The organism is Burkholderia sp. MSMB2157WGS (genome assembly GCF_001532755.1).
Classification (GTDB): domain Bacteria; phylum Pseudomonadota; class Gammaproteobacteria; order Burkholderiales; family Burkholderiaceae; genus Burkholderia.
In genome coordinates this window covers 320,294-339,021 of sequence record NZ_LPJG01000030.1, presented here as the reverse complement: position 1 = coordinate 339,021, position 18,728 = coordinate 320,294, and the positions used below count along the sequence as shown (strand labels likewise).

General features: G+C 69.1%; 18 protein-coding genes. 6 read left to right on the top strand and 12 right to left on the bottom strand.

Translation table 11 applies throughout. The annotated features are described in order from the left end of the window. The first annotated feature begins 285 nt into the window (after positions 1-285). Positions 286-1,671, top strand: a complete 1,386-nt coding sequence (locus tag WT53_RS20065) for a DHA2 family efflux MFS transporter permease subunit (RefSeq protein WP_060261191.1) — start codon at positions 286-288, stop codon at positions 1,669-1,671. A 17-nt stretch (positions 1,672-1,688) separates the two neighbouring features. On the opposite strand, the gene WT53_RS20060 is transcribed toward WT53_RS20065, so the two are convergent. After that, positions 1,689-2,069: a DUF4377 domain-containing protein gene (locus tag WT53_RS20060; RefSeq protein WP_059783400.1), complete on the bottom strand. Its 381-nt coding sequence runs from the start codon at positions 2,067-2,069 to the stop codon at positions 1,689-1,691. A gap of 296 nt (positions 2,070-2,365) precedes the next feature. Between WT53_RS20060 and WT53_RS20055 the strand changes: the two genes are divergently transcribed. Further along, entirely contained in the window at positions 2,366-3,562 is a 1,197-nt protein-coding gene (locus WT53_RS20055; RefSeq protein ID WP_060261188.1) for a tyrosine-type recombinase/integrase, read from the top strand. Positions 3,563-3,697: 135 nt separating this feature from the next. Here WT53_RS20055 and WT53_RS20050 read toward each other — a convergent pair whose 3' ends face one another. The 7 genes from WT53_RS20050 to WT53_RS20020 all read right to left on the bottom strand — a co-directional run bounded on the left by WT53_RS20050 (position 3,698) and on the right by WT53_RS20020 (position 8,982). Further along, positions 3,698-3,916 carry a YXWGXW repeat-containing protein gene (locus WT53_RS20050; protein WP_034204751.1) on the bottom strand — a complete coding sequence of 73 codons (219 nt, stop codon included), beginning with the start codon at positions 3,914-3,916 and terminating at the stop codon, positions 3,698-3,700. A gap of 58 nt (positions 3,917-3,974) precedes the next feature. After that, positions 3,975-5,132 carry a DUF1501 domain-containing protein gene (locus WT53_RS20045; RefSeq protein WP_034204750.1) on the bottom strand — a complete coding sequence of 386 codons (1,158 nt, stop codon included), beginning with the start codon at positions 5,130-5,132 and terminating at the stop codon, positions 3,975-3,977. A 2-nt stretch (positions 5,133-5,134) separates the two neighbouring features. Further along, a complete protein-coding gene (locus WT53_RS20040) occupies positions 5,135-6,529 on the bottom strand; it encodes a DUF1800 family protein (RefSeq protein ID WP_034204749.1) in 1,395 nt (464 codons plus the stop codon). Between the two features lie 228 nt (positions 6,530-6,757). Next, complete coding sequence (locus WT53_RS20035) at positions 6,758-7,258, bottom strand: periplasmic heavy metal sensor (protein ID WP_034204748.1); 501 nt, start codon at positions 7,256-7,258, stop codon at positions 6,758-6,760. Continuing rightward, positions 7,255-7,674, bottom strand: a complete 420-nt coding sequence (locus WT53_RS20030) for a hypothetical protein (protein WP_034204747.1) — start codon at positions 7,672-7,674, stop codon at positions 7,255-7,257. Before WT53_RS20030 ends, WT53_RS20035 begins: the two co-directional genes overlap by 4 nt. Continuing rightward, on the bottom strand, positions 7,671-8,456 hold the full coding sequence (locus tag WT53_RS20025; protein WP_080747651.1) for an RNA polymerase sigma factor: 786 nt from the start codon (positions 8,454-8,456) through the stop codon (positions 7,671-7,673). Before WT53_RS20025 ends, WT53_RS20030 begins: the two co-directional genes overlap by 4 nt. Positions 8,457-8,682: 226 nt before the next feature. Continuing rightward, on the bottom strand, positions 8,683-8,982 hold the full coding sequence (locus WT53_RS20020; RefSeq protein WP_034206178.1) for a YXWGXW repeat-containing protein: 300 nt from the start codon (positions 8,980-8,982) through the stop codon (positions 8,683-8,685). A 323-nt stretch (positions 8,983-9,305) separates the two neighbouring features. On the opposite strand from WT53_RS20020, the gene WT53_RS20015 reads away from it, so the two are divergent. After that, the gene (locus WT53_RS20015) at positions 9,306-10,991 is read left to right on the top strand and encodes a metallophosphoesterase family protein (RefSeq protein ID WP_034204745.1); all 1,686 of its coding nucleotides are present in this window, start codon (positions 9,306-9,308) and stop codon (positions 10,989-10,991) included. A 579-nt stretch (positions 10,992-11,570) separates the two neighbouring features. Beyond that, positions 11,571-12,512 (top strand): aromatic amino acid DMT transporter YddG, encoded by a 942-nt coding sequence (gene yddG, locus WT53_RS20010; protein WP_155294373.1) that lies wholly within the window; start codon positions 11,571-11,573, stop codon positions 12,510-12,512. A gap of 78 nt (positions 12,513-12,590) precedes the next feature. Here yddG and WT53_RS20005 read toward each other — a convergent pair whose 3' ends face one another. Beyond that, on the bottom strand, positions 12,591-13,223 hold the full coding sequence (locus tag WT53_RS20005) for a LysE family translocator (protein WP_179949035.1): 633 nt from the start codon (positions 13,221-13,223) through the stop codon (positions 12,591-12,593). A gap of 118 nt (positions 13,224-13,341) precedes the next feature. Then, positions 13,342-14,238: a LysR family transcriptional regulator gene (locus tag WT53_RS20000; protein WP_034204743.1), complete on the bottom strand. Its 897-nt coding sequence runs from the start codon at positions 14,236-14,238 to the stop codon at positions 13,342-13,344. A 620-nt stretch (positions 14,239-14,858) separates the two neighbouring features. Between WT53_RS20000 and WT53_RS19995 the strand changes: the two genes are divergently transcribed. Both WT53_RS19995 and WT53_RS19990 read left to right on the top strand, forming a co-directional pair. Further along, positions 14,859-15,116 (top strand): hypothetical protein, encoded by a 258-nt coding sequence (locus tag WT53_RS19995; RefSeq protein WP_006478949.1) that lies wholly within the window; start codon positions 14,859-14,861, stop codon positions 15,114-15,116. Positions 15,117-15,402: 286 nt separating this feature from the next. Next, the gene (locus WT53_RS19990; RefSeq protein ID WP_034204742.1) at positions 15,403-15,702 is read left to right on the top strand and encodes a DUF4148 domain-containing protein; all 300 of its coding nucleotides are present in this window, start codon (positions 15,403-15,405) and stop codon (positions 15,700-15,702) included. A gap of 87 nt (positions 15,703-15,789) precedes the next feature. On the opposite strand, the gene WT53_RS19985 is transcribed toward WT53_RS19990, so the two are convergent. Next, entirely contained in the window at positions 15,790-17,562 is a 1,773-nt protein-coding gene (locus WT53_RS19985; protein WP_034204741.1) for a diguanylate cyclase domain-containing protein, read from the bottom strand. Further along, entirely contained in the window at positions 17,559-18,689 is a 1,131-nt protein-coding gene (locus tag WT53_RS19980) for a PotD/PotF family extracellular solute-binding protein (RefSeq protein ID WP_034204740.1), read from the bottom strand. The genes WT53_RS19985 and WT53_RS19980 overlap by 4 nt, the downstream gene beginning before the upstream one ends. Positions 18,690-18,728: the final 39 nt, after the last annotated feature.

Here is an 18,728-nt window from a genome sequence, read left to right as displayed (position 1 = left end):
GCTCCGTGCCGGGCGCAAGCGTCGCCGGTACACGATCCTGCGTGACGAGGCAGGGTGAATACCGATGCGTGCGCACGCATCTTGTCCGGCCATGCGCGACGTGACGCGCGCGCCGCTCGGCTCATGTCGTTCGACGTCGTCGAACGGATGCCGAAGCGGAACGCCGGATCGTGTCCCTGATGCGGTTGGCGAGATCGCTTCCCGACGACCGGCGGAATCGGTACCATCGAGCGGGCGCCGCACGACCATGCACCGGCGCCCGCCCCTCGTACCACCGATTTCGCCATGTCCCGGGAACCCACACATTCCGTGTTGCTCTGGATCGTCGCCGCTGCCTTCTTCATGCAGTCGCTCGATACGACGATCGTCAACACCGCGTTGCCCTCGATCGCACAAAGCCTGCATGCGTCGCCGCTCGCGATGCAGCCCGTCGTGGTCGTCTACACGCTGACGATGGCGATGCTCACGCCAGCCTCAGGCTGGCTCGCCGACCGGTTCGGCACGCGCCGCGTGTTCTCGGTCGCGATCCTCGTGTTCGTGCTTGCGTCGATCGGCTGCGCGGCGTCGCACACACTCGGCCAGCTCGTCGTCGCGCGCGCCGTGCAGGGCATCGGCGGCTCGATGCTGCTGCCGATCGGGCGGCTCGCCGTGCTGCGCCGCGTGCCGGGCGAACAGTACGTCGCGGCGATCGCGTTCGTGTCGATCGCCGGCCAGCTCGGCCCGATCGTCGGGCCGACGCTCGGCGGCTGGCTCACGCAGGCGATTTCGTGGCACTGGGTGTTCATCGTCAACGTGCCGGTCGGCGCGATCGGCTTCATCGCGGTTCAGCGCTACCTGCCGCACGACCAGGCGACGCAGCCGCCGCCGTTCGACTTCGTCGGCTGTGCGCTGCTGTCGGCCGCGATGATCGCGCTGTCGCTCGCGATCGACCCGCCGATGTCCTCGCACCGCACCGCGTGGTCGGCCGCGCTCGCCGGGCTCGGCCTGGCGAGCGCGCTGGCGTACCTGCCCCACGCGCGGCGACGCACGCAGCCGCTGTTCCGGCTCGGGTTGTTCCGCGAGCCGAACTTCGGGTCGGGGCTGCTCGGCAACCTGCTGTGCCGGATCGGCACGAGCTCGGTACCGTTCATGCTGCCGCTGCTGATGCAGGTTCAGCTCGGCTATACGCCGCTGCAATCGGGGCTGATGATGCTGCCGGCCGCGATCGCGGGCGTCATCGCAAAGCGGTGGATCGCGCCGCTCGTGAAGCGCTTCGGCTATGCGGCGTTTCTGGTCGTGAATACGGGGATCGTCGGCTGCGCGATCGCGGGGTTCGCGCTGGTGTCGGCACGGCCCGCGCCGGTCCTGGAAGGCGTACTGCTGATCGTGCTCGGCGCGGCGAATTCGATGCAGTTCGCGGCGATGAACGGCGTGACGCTCAAGGGGCTGTCGCACGCCGACGCGGGCAGCGGCAACAGCCTGTTCACGATGATGCAGATGCTCGCGATGGGGCTGGGCGTGTCGATCGGCGGCGGCCTCGTCAATCTGTTCGCCGCCTACCGCGGCTCGATGGCGCACGGGTTCATGCTGTCGTTCGCGTGCATGGGCGCGGTGACCCTGCTGTCATCCGTCGTGTTCCGGCGGATCGATACGGCCGCGCCGGCCGGTGCGGCGGCGCGCCCTTCCGCTTGATCGCGGCCGTCAGGCCGTCAGTTCACCTGGCGGCGCTCGAGGACGCGCTTGAGCACCCAGCGGATCGACGAGCCGTCGGCCGGCGGCCGCGCGACGCGGTATTCGTCGACTTCGAGCGTGTACAGGTAGCCGGGCTGGTACGCAAAGCCTTCGATCCCCGCGTACCACAGGCTCCACGGCTCGCTCGGGCTGCTGCGCACCTGCAGGCACTCCATCGGCGCGACGCCCGTGCAGCGCGCGGACTGCGGCGCGACGTAGACGGTCTTGGCCACGGGCTCGCCGTCGGCCGGGCGGGCGACGTTCGACGCGGTGGCCGCCGCATCGGTCTGGCATCCTGCGAGGAGCGTGCTGCCGGCAAGGACGGCCGCGCCAAGCAGCGTGGGGATCTTGCGAATCATCGGATATGCCTCCGGGAGCGTTGAAGGGCCAATTAGACGAGCCGCCCGGCGAGAAGGTTCACGAACACCTTACGGAACGCGTTCGAGCACGCTCATTCATCGGACGTCGCGCGCGAGCCGATACGTTACGCTGTTCCGGCTCCGCCGCGCGCTTCATCGCCGGCCACGTGATCGCCGTCGACGGCGGCTTCACCGTGCGGCGATCGTGTACCATCGACGCTTTCCGATACGCCTTGGCGCGCCGCGTTCGTCCACCAGGCCAAGCCCGCGCGGTTCGCACGGCGCGTTCCCTTCGCATGACCTCATCCGTTCCGTCCGACACCGTGCTGCGCCCGCTGCCGATCGATACGCTGGCCGTGCCGGCCGCGCTCGACGGACGCACAGGCACCAACCGCTCGGGCAGCGCGCATCCGCAGATCGCCGCGACCAACGACCTCGACGCCGTGCGCGCGTGGCTCGCCCGCTTCGTCGATACGCCGACCACGTTCCAGAACTACCGCAAGGAGGCCGAACGCCTGCTGCTGTGGGCCGTGATCGCGTGCGGCAAGCCGCTGTCGTCGCTCACGCACGAGGATCTCGCGGTCTACCGGCAATTCCTGCTCGCGCCCGCGCCGGCCGATCTGTGGTGCGCGAACGGCGGCCGCAAGCATCCGCGCGACGATCCGCGCTGGCGGCCGTTTTACGGGCCGCTGTCGGCCGCCAGCCAGCGGCAGGCGCTGGTGATCCTGAACGTGATGTTCTCGTGGCTCGTGCAGGCCGGCTATCTGGCCGGCAATCCGCTCGCGTTGTCGCGACAGCGGCAGCGCCGGCCGTCGCCGCGCGTCACGCGCCATCTCGGGCAGCCGCTGTGGCAATCGGTGAAGGACGCGATCGCCGCGATGCCGCGCGACGATGCCCGCGCATGCTTCCATGCGGATCGCGCACGCTGGCTGTTCACGCTGCTGTATCTCGGCGGACTGCGCATCACCGAAGCGGCCGATACGACGATGGGGCAATTCTTCTGCCGGCGCGATGCGGACGGGCACGCGCGCTGGTGGCTCGACGTGACGGGCAAAGGCGGCCGGCGGCGGCTCGTGCCGGCCACCGACGAGATGATGGCCGAGCTGGCGCGCTACCGGCGCGCGCACGGCCTGCCCGCGCTGCCGCTCGACGGCGAACCGACGCCGCTCGTGTTGCCGATCGGCCGGACGCGCAAGCCGCTCACGCGCGCGGCGCTGCATCGGATCGTGAAGCAGGTGTTCCGGCACGCGGCCGACCGGCTGCGTGCTCAGGGGGATGCCGGCGAACAACCGGCGCGCGTGCTCGAACAGGCGTCCGCGCACTGGCTGCGTCACAGCGCGGGCTCGCACATGGCCGACGGCCGCGTCGACCTGCGGCTCGTGCGCGACAACCTCGGCCATGTGTCGCTCACGACGACGAGCCAGTATCTTCACGCGGACGACGACTGGCGCCATCGAGAGACGGAAGAGAAGCACCGGATCGGGTGGGACTAGACTGCGTGCCGCCGCTCGACGGACGAGGTCGATCCCGCCGGATCCGCCGTTGCTGCGGCACTTCGGACGGTCGCTCGTCGCCGGCCCGTCGATCTCGCCGCACGACACGTCGACACGCTTGCCGTGTCTGCCGTGTCAGTACACCGCCACCCAGTGCCCGGGCACCCACGCCCAGTGATTGCCGGCCCACCGGTAATGCCCCTTCGCCCAGCGATAGCCGGGCGCGGGCGGCGGCGGCGCTACTTCGACGACGGGCGCCGGCTGCGGCGGCCGCACCGGTTCGACCACGCACGCGGTCATCAGCACGGCACTCGCGCTCGCCAGCACGGCAAGCGAAACGGATCGGATCTTCATTGTCGATGCTCCCTGTCGTGTAATCGGTCGACGGCGCCGATCGCGGATACGTGCCGCGTTACGCGGCCCCGCGAATCAGGCCGCTCATCGGCCGCGTCGCGCCGCTTTCCGCAAACAGCGCTGCCGCGGTGCGGCGCGGGTCGAGCCGCAGGCTGTCGGCGGCGGCGCCCGCGATCAGCGCGTCGAGCGATGCAGTCGGCTTCAGGTCGCGCCCCTCGTATAGATCGCCGGGCCGCAGCCCCGGCCAGTCGGCGATCACGCGGCCGCCTGCCACTGCGCCGCCCGCGAGCATCGCGACCGACGCCTGCCCGTGATCGGTGCCGCCGGTGCCGTTCGCTGCGGCCGTGCGGCCGAACTCGGTCGCGACCAGCACCGTGGTCTGCCGCCACGCAGGCCCGAGGCCGTCGCGCAGCGCGGCGAGCATCGTGTCGAGCGCCTTCAATTGATTCGCGAGCCGCGCGTTCTGCGCGCTGTGCGTGTCCCAGCCGCCCGTCTCGATCATCGCGATCCGCGGGCCGTCGTCGCGCGCGAGAAACGTCGCGGCGAGCTTGCCGACGCCGGCCGGGTCCTGCCGTGCATGCGCATCGCCGGCGAGACCGCGCGCCTCCATCGCCGCTTGCCACAACGGACCGAGCTGCGCGTCGGCTTCGTAGAGCGCCGACACGCGCGTGAGCAGATCGTCCGGCGCGGCCGGCAAGCCGGACGGCGCATACGACGCGGCCTGCACCGCGCCGCGCAGCGCGAGCGGCACCGTCGGCGCGAATGCGATCGCGTTGTCGCGCGTCGCCGGCAGCAGCGCGGCGAGCCGGTTCAGCCAGCCGTCCTTCACCTGGTACGGCGCACGGCCGCCCGTTTCGAGCACGTTCTGGCCGTCGAAATGCGAGCGGTCGCGATACGGCGATGCGATCGCATGGACGAACAGCGCCTGACCGTCGCGATACAACTGCGCGGTCTGCGCGAGCGACGGATGCAGCGCGAACGTACCGTCGAGCTTCGTCGCGGCCGCCGTGTCGATCGCGAGCGGGCCGCGCAGCGACGCATACGCGGGCTCCGCGTACGGGACGACGATGTTCAGGCCGTCGGCCGCGCCGCGCTGGATCACGAACACGAAGCGCCGGTCGGTGTCGACATTCGCGAACGCGATCCGCGGCGCGACGAGGATCGCGCCCGCGCCGGCGGCGGCAACGCTGAGGAATTGTCGGCGGGACAGTGCCATGGTCATCTCCGTTGGAAATCGGGCGACACGAGCAGCAGCGCGAGCGACGTCGTCGCGCTTTCGGCGCGCGCGAGCGCGGTCGCGGTCGGCCCGCTCATCGAACCGGCGAGCAGCGTGTTGCCGAGCGTGCGCGGGTCGAGGCGGTCGCCCGTCCGCGCGGCCAGGCGCTGCGCGATCTCGACGCGGCGCACGAGCGCGTCGGGCGCGGCCCAGCTCGCGGCCACGTCGTCGTAGCCGGCCGGCGAGCCCGGCCGCCACACCGGCTGGCCGAGTTGAGCCAGCAGCGGCGCGGCCTTCAGATCGCCGGTGTCGTGCCAGCCGAGCCCGCGCAGCGACGATACGGCCCACTCCCACGGCGTCTTGAACTTGCGGTCGACCGGCGACCACGCGTCGGGGGCGTCGACGAGCGCGCGATAGACGGTCGGCAGGTCGCCGCCGCTCGCATCGAACGCACGCGCGAGCCGTTCGGTCAGCGCGGGCGGCGGCGTATCGGCGACGAAATGACGGGCGAGCTTGAATGCGATGTGCCGGCCGGTCGCCTCCGATCGCGCGAGATCGTGCAGGATCGCGCGCGCCTGCGCTTCGCCCGGCTGATCGTAGGTGCGCCCCATCACCGTGCGCGTGCCCGGTTCGTGCAGATTCGGGCGGAACACGAATGCGCCGGGCGCCGCATCGCCCGGTTGCGGCCCGCGGCCGCCGGCGATGCTCCAGCCGGTCAACGCGCGGGCGAATTCCGTCACGTCGGCCTGCGTGTAACCGGTGCGCACGCCGAGCGTATGCAGCTCCATGATTTCGCGTGCGAGGTTCTCGTTGAGCCCGCGCTTCGCCGACGGATTGCGTGCGTGCGCACGCAGCGCGGCCGGGCTGTCGGGGCCGACCGAGCGCGCCTGGTCGAGGAACGTCTGCATCGCCGGATGCTGTTCGACGGCGACGAGCATGTCCTCGAAACGGCCGAGCACGTGCGGGCGGATCGCGTCGCGTTCGAATGCGCCCGCGTAGGCGGCCACCTGCCCCTTGTCGACCGATACCGCGAAATGGTTCGCCCAGAAATGCACGAGACGCTCGACGAACGGCGCGGGCGTGCTCAGCGCGCTGTTCATGCGCGCGACGACTGCGCTGCGATACGCGTCGTAGCCGTCGCGGCGGATCGACTGCGCGGTTGCGCGCCTGGCGGCCGCGTCGTCGCTCGTCATCGCGTTGCGGGTGTTCGCGAAGCGCGTCGCGAGCGTGACCGCGTCCGGCTCGCCGGCCCATGCGGCGGGCCGTGCGTCGTAGCGGTCGAACTGGGCGAGCAACGCGGCCTTCGGGTCGGCGGGCGGTGCTTCGTCGGCCCGCGCGCCGAGACCGAAACGGTTCAGCGCGATCGCGGCCGGCGTGGAGTCGTTCGGGTGGTCCATGACGGGCTCTCGTGCGGTGCGTACTCACGTTCAACGCAAGGGCACCGGGAAATCCGTCGCGGGAGGGGAAATATTTTTTGCGATCAGGGAAACGGCACGCGGAAGTTTCGCAGCACGGCGGCATGCATCGTCAACGGACGACGACCGCGCGACTCGCCGGAACGGCACACGTATGACGCGCGAATCACACCCGGATCGGATCGCGGGCCGCCCGCGCACGGCTTCCTTTTACTCGCTCGCCGATGCGTCCGGCTTCTTCTGCAGCCTTGGCGGCAAACGCCAGTTGCCGCTGCGCTGCAACCCGTCGACGAACTTCGCGCGCTCGTCGGGCGTCAGCGTCGCCGCGAAATCGACGACGCTGCGCTCGACCTGCGCCCGCAGCGCGGTGTCGGCTGCGCGCGTGCGTTCGAGCGCGGCGTCGATCGCCGCGCGATCGAGCTGCGGCGCGGCAAGCAGGTCCAGCACGGTGATCCGGCCGTCGCGCCCTTCCCGCGCCAAATCGCGGCCGTCCTTGCGCGCTGCCTTCAGCGCGGCGGCGAACTCGCGCCGGCGCGCATCGGGCAATTCATCCGCCGCGAAACGCAACGCGGTGCGCGAGGCGGGCGTGCCGGGGTGTTGGTCGCGATGGGTCGAGAACCATTGATATGCGCCGCCGCCGATCGCGCCGAGCATGAACACGTTCAGCACGACCGAGCCGACGAGGGCGAATTTCCAGCCGCGCTCGGTCATTCGTCGCCCCCGTCCACGCTCGGACCGCCGAACGTCGTCGTCAGATAGCCCGGCTCGTGCTGTGCCGGCGGCGCGCTGCCGAGCATCAGCATCGACACGACCACCGCTCCCGCGAGCGCGCCGGCCAGGCCGACGCCGGCGAACGCCGCGCCCGACCACCATACGGCGCCGCGCCGGCGTGCGCGCTGCGGCGCGGGCGCCGTTGCGACGATGCGCTCGACGAGTGCCGGCGCAGGCGGCGCGACCGTGTCGCAGGCGAGCCACGCATCGAGGTCGGCCGCCTCGTCGAGCGCCAGCAGCGCTTCCCGTGGGTTCGCATGCGCCCAGGCCTCGGCGGCCGCGCGCTCGCCGGTCGGCCAGCGCCGCGCGTCGGCGCCGTACGCGGCGACGATGGTACGAAATCGTTCGGGTGTCATCGCTTGTCCTCGCTAGGTGGGTCGCCGGCCAGTTGCGCGCGCAGGTTGCGCCGCGCACGGGCGAGCAGGCTTTCCAGCGCATCGACGGTGATGCCCATCAGGTTGGCCGCTTCCACGTTCGACATTTCCTGATAGTACTGGAGCACCAGCGCTTCCCGCTGCCTCGGCGGCAACGCGGCCAGCGCCTGCCGCACGCGCGCGTCGCGCGAACGCAGCTCCGCATGCGCGGCCGGCTCCGGTTGCGGGTCGGGCACGTCGGGCAGCGTGTCGACGGGCTCCTCGCGCCGGCCTCGCAACCGGTCGTAGCACAGGTTCAGCACGACGCGATGCAGCCACGTGTCGAAGCGGGCTTCGCCTTCTCGCCAGCGCGGTGCCTGCTTCCAGATTCGCAGGAACGTCTCCTGCGCGACATCCTCGGCTTCGTTCCGGTCGCCGAGCATGCGCGTCGCCAGGGCGAGCAACCGTGGCAGCTTGCGCGCGACGAGCACGCGTACCGCCGACGCATCGCGCGCGCCGACGCGCGCGACGAGTTCCGCGTCCGGATCGCGGTCGCCGCGATCGTTCAACGTCGCCTGCTCCGTCGCGCGCCGCGCGGGCGCCGCGCTGTCGCGGCAGGAATACCCGCCGTCCGGCTGAAGCTCATCGTCGTGCTCTCCTTGCATGCGTCGGGCCATCGCCGGACGGCGCCATGCCGACGCTTCGTCGACGCCGCGCGCGTCGCGCCCGGCATCGCACACGGCGTCGGCCGTGCCGGTTTCATCGACATCCGGTTCGCGCCGCATGTCGATCCTGTCGGCCGGCCGCGCGACCGTCGGCCGGCGCGTTCAATATACGACGACCGGCGCGGGCCGGTAATACACCGGACGGGCCGGCACCACGACGCAGCCGGTCAGCACGATGGCTGCGAGCGCCAGTATCACGATGGTTCGAAAAGGCATCGCCACGACTCATGATGTTGCGTGAAAAATCCGCCGTGCCGGCACCGCGCGCCGCGCGCCGGCGTGCACGTCAGGCCCAGTGGCCCGGCACCCAGCGCCAGGTCGGGCCGCGCGCGACCCAGTGTCCGGGCACCCAGTGGTAACCGACGCGTACGACCTGCCAGTGGCCCGGAATCCATACGTAGCGGCCCTGCCGCCAGTGCCAGTGCCCCTGGTCCCAGACGTAACCCGCACGGGGCGCCGGCATCACTTCGACGCGCGGCGGCGGCGGCGCGTAAGGCGCGACGATGACGGCCTGCGCGAATACGGCCGACGTCGCGAGTGCAGCCATGCACCCGGCAGCCAATCGCAATGGAACGGAAAGTTTCATGAAAGACTCCGAAATAACGGGCATCGACCGGAAGCGGTCGTTCATGCGTTAAACGGAGCAAGCGGGAGAAATCCGTCGCGGTATCGGCAAACAAATTTGCGGTGGCCCCACCCCGCTTCGGAGCAGGCCGATGGCGCGCGACGCGCGATGGCGCGGATCGGCCGCCGCACACACGGGGTTGCGGTACTGTCACAACGCGGCAAAACTGCCCTTCGACAATGCATGCGACCGGGATCCCGCTCGTTTCCGGCCCACGCCCCGGCCGTGCTCGCGCATGGCCGCGCGGTTCCACGTCTCGCGTCCCCTCAACGAAAACACCGACCATGTCGAACCAGGACACTTTCCCTGATCAGCCGAACGAGCCGGCCGCCTCCGTGTCGCGTCGCGGCTTCCTGAAACTCGCCGGCGTCTCCGGCCTCGCCACCGCCGCCGGCGGGCTCGCGGCGGCCCGCGCCGCCGCGTCGAATCCGGACGGCACGCCCGAGCAGGTTCACCTGACGTGGGGCAACGACCCGACGTCCGAAGTCGTGATCTCGTGGGCGTCGCTCGCCCCGGCCGTCAATCCGCGCGCGCGCATCGTCGCCGACGGCGAGCCGGCGCGCACCGTGCACGGCGTCCAGCGCCTGTACACCGACGGCCTGAACGGCGAGACGGTGTTCGCCTACCACGCGCGCGTGCACGGGCTGAAGCCGGATACGCGCTACCGCTACGAGATCACCGCCGACAACGACGGCAATGCCGCGCAGCCGTTCTCCGCGAATTTCTCGACCGCACCGCGCGGCCGGGCGCCGTTTCGTTTCACGAGCTACGGCGATCTCGCGACGCCGAACGGCGCGTGGGTACTGTCGTCGCCGCAGAGCCGCTTCGCGGTGCAGGCCGTCGAGCAGTTCCAGCCGCTGTTCCACCTGCTGAACGGCGACCTCTGCTACGCGAACCTGAACCCGGCGCACCAGCCCGACGTGTGGCGCGATTTCGGCAACAACAACCAGACGTCGGCCGCGAATCGTCCGTGGATGCCATGCCCCGGCAATCACGAGATCGAATTCAACAACGGTCCGCAGGGGCTCGACTCGTACCTCGCACGCTATACGCTGCCGGAGAACGGCACGCATTTCCCGGGCCGCTGGTACAGCTTCCGCGTGAGCTCCGTGCTGTTCGTGTCGCTCGACGCCGACGACGTCGTGTACCAGGACGCCGCCGCGTTCGTCGGCGGCCCTGCGCCGCTCGTCCCGGCCGCGAGCACCGGCCGCCCGCCGATCGAGCCGGGCACGTCGTTCTACGTGCGCGGCTACAGCAACGGCGAGCAGACGCGCTGGCTCGAACGCACGCTGCGTCATGCCGCGCATGACGACGACATCGACTGGATCGTCGTGCAGATGCATCAGGACGCGCTCAGTTCGTCGAAGACGGGCAACGGCTCCGACAAGGGCATTCGCGAAGCGTGGCTGCCGCTGTTCGATCGTTACGGCGTCGATCTCGTGCTGTGCGGCCACGATCACGACTACGAGCGCAGCTATCCGGTGCGCGGCTGCAATCATCGCGCGGGCGTCGATGCGAAAACCGGCGAAGTGGTCGAGACGCTGCAGCCGCGCCCGGTCGGCTCGAACGATCCGAACCGCACGACGTTCGACACGAGCCACGGCACGATCCACCTGATCCTCGGCGGCGGCGGCACCAGCGCACCGCTCGACGTGTACGGCGAAAACCCGTCGACCGGCTTCGCGCAGGCGAAGGTGTTCACGAAGCCGAACCGGCCGGTGCCCGGCACCGCGCCGAACACGTTCGTGCGCCAGCCGGCCGATGCGCTCGAGGATGCGATCTGGTCCGCGCGCCGCGATACGGGCACCGGCTACGGGATCGCGGTATTCGACCACGATCCGGGCAAGCCGGGCGGCCACACGACGATCACGATGCGCTACTACCATGCGCCGGGCGCCGATCAGCATCCGACCGCGCAGTACGAACTGTTCGAGACGATCGAGCTGAGCAAGAAGCGGCGCGAACGGTGATCGACGCATCGGGCGCTCGCCGCGGCGGGCGCCCGATGCATTACCGTCGGCGGACGGCAGGCGCGGCGCGAGTTGCACTGCCGCCTCGCACACAGGTCCATGCGGATGCGTTTCGAATACCGCATTCACACGCCTGCACCTCCTCCTTCGGCCGGCGTATTCCATGCCGTCGCAAATGTGCTGCGGCAAGCACATCGCGACATCGGCGTCGGTCCATACGAACGACGGCTCGAAATTCGCGATGCGACCGGCGGCCGACCGCCGATCGATCCGTCGGCCGAGGAACCCGGCTTCCTCCGTGTCATCACGCTCGGCCCGACGCGGAATGCGATGCTCGACGCGATCGGACCCGCGCTGTCGGGATCGGCGCCGCGTGGCGTATCGACGACGCGTGATCGGCTCGCGCGACCGAATCGATCGTACGCGCCGATCCACCTGCGTCGCTGCAACCGCCGCCCCACCGTAAAATGCGCGTTTCCCGCGAAATCTTCCCGTTGTCTCGCCGTTCGTGATGACGGCATGCGCAGGCGGACTCACATCATCCGAAATCGAATGGGCATGTTGAAACAGGCAGCAAGCATGAAACGCAAGAACAAGGCAACGCTCATCGGGCTCGGCGCGGTGCTGTTATGGGCGTCGGTGGTCGCGCTCGTCCGCGGGGTCAGCGAAAGCCTCGGCGCGACCGGCGGCGCGGCGATGATCTACACGGTGGCATCCGTGCTTCTGCTGTTTTCGATCGGCTTCCCCGACCTGAGCCGATTCCCGAAAAACTATCTGGTGTGGGGCGGGCTGCTGTTCGTGTCGTACGAGCTGTGCCTGGCGTTGTCGATCGGCTACGCGAGCAACGGTCGGCAAGCGATCGAAGTCGCGATGGTCAACTATCTGTGGCCGAGCCTCACGCTCGTCGCCGCCATCGTGCTCAACAAGCAGCGCGCGAACCTGCTGGTCGTGCCCGGCGTCCTGCTGTCGATGCTCGGCATCTGCCGGGTGCTCGGCGGCGAGCAGGGGCTCGATCCGGCGGGCATGCTGCGCAACGTCGCGGACAATCCGCTCAGCTACGGCCTGGCGTTCTTCGGTGCGCTGATCTGGGCCGGCTATTGCACGGTGACCGCACGCATCGCCGACGGCAAGAACGGCGTCACGCCGTTCTTCATGCTGGTCGCCGCGGTGCTCTGGATCAAGTTCGCGATCGAAGGCGGCGGCGGCATGACGTTCAGTTTTCATGCGATCGTGTACCTCGTGCTCGCGGCGTCGGCGCTCGGCTTCGGCTATGCGGCCTGGAACACCGGCATCATGCACGGCAACGTGACGATCATCGTCGGCGCATCGTACTTCACGCCGGTGCTCGCCGCCGCCTTCGCCGCCGCGCTGCTGGATGCGCCGCTGTCGGCCGAATTCTGGCAAGGCGCGGCGATGGTGTGCGGCGGCTCGATTCTGTGCTGGCTCGCGACGCGCAGGCGGCGTGACGAAGCCGAGCCCGTGCGGATCGCCAAGGAAGCCGAGGGCAATTGCCACGGGTGACGATGGCCGGCGCCGTCGACGGAAGGCCGGATCGCGGCCGGCCATGCGCCGACGCGTCGACGCGTCGACCGCCGCGCGCTAACGCTGCGATTCCAGCGCAATCCGCACGGCCAGCCCAGCCAGCACCGTCCCCATCAACCAGCGCTGAACCGCCGCCCACAGCGGCCGCCCTGCAAGAAAACCCGCGATCGACCCGGCCGCGCAGGCAATCAGCGCGTTGACGCTGACGCTCACCGCGATCTGCACGCAGCCGAGCGCCAGCGATTGCGCGAGCACGCTGCCGTGCCCCGGCACGATGAACTGCGGCAGCAGCGACAGATACATCACCGCGATCTTCGGGTTCGCGAGGTTCGTGACGAAGCCCATCGCGAACAGCCTCGCGCGGCTGTCGTGCGGCAACTGCCGGACCTGGAACGCGGAGCGTCCGCCCGGCTTCAGCGCCTGCCACGCCAGGTACGCGAGATACAGCGCGCCGGCCAGGCGCAGCGCATCGTACGCATACGGCACGGTCATCACCAGCGCGGTGATACCCACTGCCGCGCACACCATGTAGAACACGAATCCCAGCGCGACGCCGCCGAGCGACACCAGCCCGGCACGGCGGCCTTGGCAGATCGAGCGCGACACCAGATAGATCATGTTCGGTCCGGGCGTCAGCACCATGCCGAGCGACACGAGTCCGAACGCAACGAGGGTGGGCAAGGCCGGCACGGCACACTCCTTCATGGCAACGACAACGAGGTTCGAGCAATATATTGCATCCCGACCTTCATCGGCATGAATAAACTGCAAGCAGCCCATGAGCGCCGTTCATCGTGCGCGCCGGTCGCTATCTGCCCTTTTTCGCGCGGGTCCGAATCGCCTTTTCCGCCTTCGCACGTTGCGCGTCGACGAGCCGCACGAACGCGTCGGTAACCGCGTTGCCGACGGTATTCCACGCCAATCGCACGGAGCGATGCAGCCGCGGAGACAGTGCCAGCACGCGGCCGCCGAACGGCGTGTACGTCAGCGTGATGCGCGGCACGATCGATACGCCCATGCCGGCCTCCGCCATCGACAGGATCGTGCGCATCTCGACCACGTTGAATGCGGCCCGAAGCGGTACGCCGCCGCGCGCGAAGTAATCCGCGATCACCGGCCCGCATCCCGCCTTCGAGAAAATGAACGGCACCGCGGCCAACTGCCTGGCCGACACGCTCTTGCGGCCAACGAACCTGTCGTCGGCCGCCACCGCGACGAAATCCTCGTCGAGCAACGGCAGGTTGTGCGCGAACGTCTTCGTGCCGGCGACCACGCCCACGTCGGCCGTCCCGTCGTCGATCCACCCTTCGACTTCGCTGTCCGTCCCTTCGAGCAGCACCGCCGATACGCCGGGGTGCATCTCCTTCAACGCCTCGAGCGCGGGAACGACGAACGCCAGCGATACGCTCGGCAGCGACGCGACCACCAGCTTCCCTTCGAGTTTGCCGCGCGACAGGCTGAACTGCTGGCGCAGCATCTGTGCTTCCCGCACCACGCTCTGGACATACGGCCACAGGCGTTCGCCGGCCGCCGTCAGGACGACCGGCTGCCGGTCGCGCCACAGCAGCTTGACCTGCGTGATGTCCTCCAGCTCCGTCAGCGCGTGGCTGATCGCGGATTGACTGCGGCTGAGCCGGTCTGCCGCGGCCGTCAGCGAACCGAGTTCGACCACGGCGGCCAGCGCCTGCAACTGGGCGAGCGTCATCGGGTTTCCTTGTTCGGGGGTTGCATATCGCGCATGAAGCGAGCGATCGACTTGAATTATATTGAATCGATGCGACGCTCACGCAGCCGACACGCGTACCTCGCCACGCGCGGGGCGGATGCCCCGTGCGCCGCCGCGGTACGACGGACGATCGAACCGCCGGCATGCTGCGTGCGACCGAGCGCGCATGCGTTCTGAAAGCTGCAACGCGTAGTATTCGCAGACCCGGCGTATCGCCCCCCACCGACGGCACGGACGATACGGGACCGGTTTTGCTGCGCGTACGCCGATGTCGACGCCGGCGTTGCCATGTCTACAAAGGCACGAAATGGAAACCTATGTGTTGCTGGGCTGCGGATTGGGCGTGGGCCTGTTGATGGCGATCTGGGGTATCTGGTCGCTCCGATGACGCGCGCCGGCCCCGCCCGCGCGCAAGGAATCCGTATGGAGACGGACGGAAAGCCGTAGTTGTCCGCGAACCATTCCGGCCCACTTGATTCGCAGTCCGATTCAGTCTGCCGGCGCCTGTGCTCCGCGCCGCCGGCGCCTCTGCCGCCCGGCGGACGATACGTTCGGCGCCAAGCCCTGCTCCATTCCCGAAGACGGGTTAGACTAGCCGGATGGAACAATGCCGTTATTGTCAGAGAATCCGGGACGAATGGGATTGCCATGGCGACGAATGCCGTCGGGCGATCGCCAAGGCGCTGCGCCGGCAGCGCGCGGGCCTGCCGATGGTCCCCGATCGCATCCGCAACGAGCTGCCGTCCGGCGCGCCGACCCAGCAGGTGATCGCCGTCCTGTCGCGCCAGCGCCTGCGTGCGCGCCGCGGCAACGAGGAACGCCGCGAGCGCAAGGAAATCGACGACGACGGGGTCTGAGCACCCCTGACGCGATCCCGCCGCGAGACATTCGCCGGCCCTGCGCAGCCGGGTGCGTGCCCGTGCGCCCGTGCACGACATCCCGCCCTTCACTTTCCCGTTATTGCCTCCCATCCCCGCAATACAGCATGGGGACGGTACATGTTTGCCTCGAAATTATTACTCCCAGCGCAACGATCTTTCACTCAAACTCACGTTTACCCTAGGTGAGCCGGCGCCTACGATGTAATCAACCGCTGACGACATGGTGTCGAACGCGGAAAGCCAATAAACATCGGAGGTCATCATGAAATCGCTCGTTTCCGCAGTCGCCGCCGCCGTCGCGCTGTCCGCCTCATTCGGCGCATTCGCGCAAAGCACCGTGACCCGCGCCCAAGTGCGCAACGAACTGGTCCAGCTCGAAAACGCCGGTTACAAGCCCAGCCAGTCGAGCCCGTACTACCCGGCCGACATCCAGGCCGCGCAGGCCCGCGTGCACGGCACCGACAACAGCGGCTTCGGTTCGCAACCGGCCGCGGCCGCCGAGAGCGGCGCACCGGCCGTCCGGGCACAGAACCCGCGCGACTCGGTCTACTTCGGCCACTAAGCGTGCCGCTGCGCGCCCCGCGCGTGCATCCCGCATCGAAGACGAGCCCGTCAAGCGACGGGCTCGTCTTGCGTTCCGACGCGCCGTTCAGCGGCTGCCCCCCGACGCGACGCGGCCAGTCTCGTCGGGCACGCCGCCGCGGACCAGATCCTGATAGCGCACGCACACGCACTGCGCGGACGCCTTCGCCGCGTACATCGCCGCGTCGGCCTTGACGAGCAACTCCTCGGCCGACGCGCCATCTGCGGGAAACTCGCTGACGCCGATGCTCGCGCCGACGGCCATGCGCCCTTCGTCGAACTCCAGCTCCTCGGCCATCACGATCTGGATGCGCGTCGCGACATCGCCGATCACTGCCGGCGAACGCACGTCCGAAATCAGCACGATGAATTCGTCACCGCCGAGCCGGGCCACCATGTCGCCGCCGCGCAGCACCTGGCTCAACCGCTTCGCGACCGTGACGAGCGTGCGGTCGCCGGCCGAGTGCCCGTGCTGGTCGTTGATCTGCTTGAAGCGATCGAGATCGACGAACATCACCGCCAGCCCCTCGCCCACCGCGGCCGCATGCCGGATCGCGGCATCGAGATGCTCCATGAACAGCAGGCGATTCGGCAGGCCGGTCAGCGGGTCGTGACCGGCGAGGTGCGTCAGCTCCAGTTGCTTCGCGCGCAACATCGCCATCTGCGTGCGAATCTCGACGCGCATGCTGTCGAAACAGCGCGCGAGCACGCCGATCTCGTCGGCCCGCGCAACGGGCAGCCGTTCGGCTGCCGCATCGTCGAACACGTGCGTCGCGGCGCGCGCGAGCGTCTGCAGCGGCCGCGTGATCGCACGCGCGAACAGGATCGCGAGGATCACCGCCAGCACGCTCGATACGAGCACCATCCGGACGATCCGTCCGCCCAGCATGCCGGCCGGCGCGAGCACGTCCGCCAGCGGGCGGGCCATCCCGAGCACGACGAAGCGGTTGCCCTCGTCGTGCCCGAACGGCGTGCGCACGAACGCGAACATCTGTCCCGGCGCCTCGTCGGGCTGAGCGAGCCCATTGAGCGTCACGCTCGTGCGCTCGCTGTCGAACAGCGCACGCGTGCCGGCGAAGCGGTCCTGCATCAGCACACGCCGGCCGCGATCGAAGCCGAACGTCTGCTGCGGATCGGGATGCACGAGAAAATCTCCCCATTCGTTCGCGAGATAGACCCCATAGTCGTCCGGCAGATCGCGTTCGAGGCGGTCGAACACCCGAGAAAGCTCGACGTCGACGACGAGTGCCCCGACCGTCCGACCCGATGCGTCGGTCACCGGCGTCCCCACGCGCAGGATCGGCAGGCCTTCGGCCGCATGCGATCCCGTCTCGTGATTGATCGCGATCGGCGACAGGTAGATATGGCCCGGCGCCGTCGCGAGCGTATCGAATACGTAGGAGAACTGCCCTTTCTCCTGAAACACGCTTTCGGGCAGCACGACGATGCCGCGCGCATCGCGATCGAGGCGAATGCGTTCGATCCCGAAATGCCCGCTCGCGATCAGGCGGATCTGCAGGTATTCCGCGTGATTTCTCATGAAGCTGTAATACACCTGCTCGAGCCGCGTGCGCCGCGCGGCGTCCGGATGGTCGTCGCCCGCGACGAACGCGGACGACGGCAACTGCGCGAGCACGAGCGCATCGTCGGCAACGTCGGCGAGCGCGGTCGCGAAGCGCTGCCCGAGCAGTTGCGTCGACATCAGCAGGCTGTGCTGCGCCTCCTGCACGAGCATCGCGCGGTTGGCGCGATACGCGTAGTAGCCGGTCGTACCGGACGCAATCACGCCGATGCACGCGAACAGCACCGACAGCTTCGACGTGAGCCCGAGCCGGATCATTTTCCGAACCGCTCCGGCCGATCGCCCGACACGATGCGGCTCCACAGCGACTCGCGGCGCGCGATGTCCTCCACGGGCTGAAGCCACACGAGATGCTGATGCCCGGTATCCAGGCCGTGCGGCGGCTCGAGCGTGTTCGCGAGCCCCTGACGCTCGGTCAGCAGCGCGCCGATCGCCGGTTCGAGCATGTAGTTGATCCACGCGAATGCAAGCTCGGGACGGAGCGCGCCGCGCGTGACGGCCCAGCAATCGAGCCACGCGAGTGCGCCTTCGTCCGGGATCACGTAGCCGACGTCCGCGCCGGCGCGACGCAACTGCTCGACCTGCTGCGTGCCGTAGTTGCCGAACATCAGCGCCGCGCGATGCTGGACGAACAGCGCGGTCGCTTCTTCGGGAAGCGTGTAGTACGTCAGCAGGTTGCGGCGCAGGTCGATCAACTTGCGGGCCACGACGAGCGTCTGGGCGGGCGACAGGTGGAACGGATCGGGATAGCCGAGCGCCAGCGCCGTGAACGAAAAATTGTGCTGCGCGCTGTTGAAGTCGAGCACCTTGCCGCGATAGCGCGGATTCCACAGCTCGCGCATCGAGTGCGGCGCGGCCGGCACCTGCTTGCGGTCGTAGATCAGCCCCATCGACGAATACGTGAACGGGATCGCGTAGGATGCGCCGTCCTGCACGAGCCCGCCAATCGTCGCGAGCTGCTGGAAATTCGGCAATTGCCGCCGCCGGTTCGGGATCCGCGACAGGTCGATCGGCGCGAGCAGATGTTCGTGCGCATAGCGCTGGATCTCGGCCGTGTTCGCGGCGAGCACGTCGTACGGCGGCGGCGAAGCGCCGTGCATCCGCGTCCACAGCGCTTCGTCGGAGTCGACCTGCGTCACCTCGACACGCACGTGAAACTGCGCCTCGAATGCGCTGACGATATCGCTGTCCGCGTAACCGGGCCACGCCAGCACGCGCAGCACGTTGTCGTTGACGGTTTCGGGAGAGGCGGCGAAGGCTGGCAGAGCGCGTGCGAGCAAGCCCAGCGTGAATACGACGAGCAGCGTGCGCACGGCGCCGCGGGCGCGTGTGCGTACGCCGATTCCCCTGATCAATCGCCCCCCGCGTGGATCGCCCGGCTGCATTCGACTGTCCTTTTTCGAGTCGATGCGATATCCCGCAAC

What these genes read in the sequence shown, in the direction of transcription:
- yddG (WP_155294373.1), top strand. Translation starts at nt 11,571, where the DNA reads ATGAAACGCAAGAACAAGGCAACGCTCATCGGGCTCGGCGCGGTGCTG.
- WT53_RS20050 (WP_034204751.1), bottom strand. Translation starts at nt 3,916, where the DNA reads ATGAAGATCCGATCCGTTTCGCTTGCCGTGCTGGCGAGCGCGAGTGCC.
- WT53_RS20020 (WP_034206178.1), bottom strand. Translation starts at nt 8,982, where the DNA reads ATGAAACTTTCCGTTCCATTGCGATTGGCTGCCGGGTGCATGGCTGCA.
- WT53_RS20035 (WP_034204748.1), bottom strand. Translation starts at nt 7,258, where the DNA reads ATGACCGAGCGCGGCTGGAAATTCGCCCTCGTCGGCTCGGTCGTGCTG.
- WT53_RS20060 (WP_059783400.1), bottom strand. Translation starts at nt 2,069, where the DNA reads ATGATTCGCAAGATCCCCACGCTGCTTGGCGCGGCCGTCCTTGCCGGC.
- WT53_RS20000 (WP_034204743.1), bottom strand. Translation starts at nt 14,238, where the DNA reads ATGACGCTCGCCCAGTTGCAGGCGCTGGCCGCCGTGGTCGAACTCGGT.
- WT53_RS20025 (WP_080747651.1), bottom strand. Translation starts at nt 8,456, where the DNA reads ATGCGGCGCGAACCGGATGTCGATGAAACCGGCACGGCCGACGCCGTG.
- WT53_RS20065 (WP_060261191.1), top strand. Translation starts at nt 286, where the DNA reads ATGTCCCGGGAACCCACACATTCCGTGTTGCTCTGGATCGTCGCCGCT.
- WT53_RS19985 (WP_034204741.1), bottom strand. Translation starts at nt 17,562, where the DNA reads ATGATCCGGCTCGGGCTCACGTCGAAGCTGTCGGTGCTGTTCGCGTGC.
- WT53_RS20030 (WP_034204747.1), bottom strand. Translation starts at nt 7,674, where the DNA reads ATGACACCCGAACGATTTCGTACCATCGTCGCCGCGTACGGCGCCGAC.
- WT53_RS20045 (WP_034204750.1), bottom strand. Translation starts at nt 5,132, where the DNA reads ATGGCACTGTCCCGCCGACAATTCCTCAGCGTTGCCGCCGCCGGCGCG.
- WT53_RS19980 (WP_034204740.1), bottom strand. Translation starts at nt 18,689, where the DNA reads ATGCAGCCGGGCGATCCACGCGGGGGGCGATTGATCAGGGGAATCGGC.
- WT53_RS19990 (WP_034204742.1), top strand. Translation starts at nt 15,403, where the DNA reads ATGAAATCGCTCGTTTCCGCAGTCGCCGCCGCCGTCGCGCTGTCCGCC.
- WT53_RS20055 (WP_060261188.1), top strand. Translation starts at nt 2,366, where the DNA reads ATGACCTCATCCGTTCCGTCCGACACCGTGCTGCGCCCGCTGCCGATC.
- WT53_RS20015 (WP_034204745.1), top strand. Translation starts at nt 9,306, where the DNA reads ATGTCGAACCAGGACACTTTCCCTGATCAGCCGAACGAGCCGGCCGCC.
- WT53_RS20040 (WP_034204749.1), bottom strand. Translation starts at nt 6,529, where the DNA reads ATGGACCACCCGAACGACTCCACGCCGGCCGCGATCGCGCTGAACCGT.
- WT53_RS19995 (WP_006478949.1), top strand. Translation starts at nt 14,859, where the DNA reads ATGGAACAATGCCGTTATTGTCAGAGAATCCGGGACGAATGGGATTGC.